This is a genomic window from Vibrio sinus, assembly GCF_023634645.1.
Lineage (GTDB): Bacteria > Pseudomonadota > Gammaproteobacteria > Enterobacterales > Vibrionaceae > Vibrio > Vibrio sinus.
The window spans coordinates 1-1,097 of record NZ_JAMKMR010000051.1 but is presented as its reverse complement, the minus strand read 5'-3'; the positions used below and the strand labels follow the sequence as shown (position 1 = coordinate 1,097).

Below are 1,097 nucleotides of genomic sequence, written 5' to 3'. Positions count from 1 at the left end.
ATTAGTGGCCCTTATTGCCAAAAGTGCTTAGCGCTTTCTTCTCTTGCCTGGGCCACAGAAATCCCCACATCTTTCAGCCCATCTGCTGAAATAGACTTTAACTGCTTGCGAGTTCTGTAATTCCTAAGCCACAGCCCCAGCAGCTGAAGCGCTTTTCGTAGCAATGAACTGGTATCAATATAATCAGGTTTATGGAACGTAATTTCACTCATAACGACGCCAACCGAACGGTGAATGGTATTTAAGTATATGGCGTCAACACGAAATGACATTTTATACTTTAGTCTAAATTGTTTGAAATCTTTGTTGGAGTAATAGGCAATTGGCGCTAAGCGACAAACTCACTGTCTTGTATCGCTTCTTCTCGCATAGATTCAATGCAGCTTTGCAACACCTCGTCTGAGAGAGCTTCATCGCTTAACGCTCTAGATAGCGCCAGCCCGCCAATCATCATCACAGAGTGTTGAATCGCTCTCTCACGACTCATTTTGCTGCCACCATGACTACGGGTTTTTTCGACGAATTTTTCAAACATCTGAGTATACGTCTGACGCACTTCTGAATTTCTATGGGCAATATCAGTGATGAGGAACGCAAGTGGGCAATGTGCTTGCTCTCCGTCTCTATGGGCGCTGCTCAGATAGCACTTTATCTGCTCTTGAAAATTGTCTTCACCAGAACAAGCGTTTTTCATTTGGTTCGCACTAAATTGGCCAGCTTGAAGGATAGACTCCGCATACAGCTCTGACTTACTGGAAAAATAACGGTAGAACACACCTCGCGTTAGCCCAGCATCACTCGTTATCTCGTCAATCCCGACATTGTCATAACCAAAATTAGTGAAAAGCTTCGCCGCACTGGTAAGTAATCTCTCTCTGGTGGCGAGTTTATGGTTTGGGCTCCAAGGCATTCAATGTTCTCCTTTTTGATAGAAACTCTATGCTAACGCAGCAGAACAATATGTTCTTGAACATCTTTTGCCAAATTTTACGATGGACTTTCCACGTACCATAGAGGAAAAAATCATGTCACAAGATGTTTATATATTCGGCCCACAATACAGCACATTCGCCCGAGCGGCCGCATTGTGCTGTGAA

Annotated in this window: 2 protein-coding genes; both read right to left on the bottom strand. The window is 43.9% G+C overall.

Annotated features, from left to right (window positions below):
* Positions 1 to 11: 11 nt before the first annotated feature.
* Complete coding sequence (locus M9194_RS21530) at positions 12 to 212, bottom strand: DUF1127 domain-containing protein (RefSeq protein WP_250614764.1); 201 nt, start codon at positions 210 to 212, stop codon at positions 12 to 14.
* A 116-nt stretch (positions 213 to 328) separates the two neighbouring features.
* Complete coding sequence (locus tag M9194_RS21525) at positions 329 to 910, bottom strand: TetR/AcrR family transcriptional regulator (RefSeq protein WP_250614763.1); 582 nt, start codon at positions 908 to 910, stop codon at positions 329 to 331.
* Between the last annotated feature and the right edge of the window lie 187 nt (positions 911 to 1,097).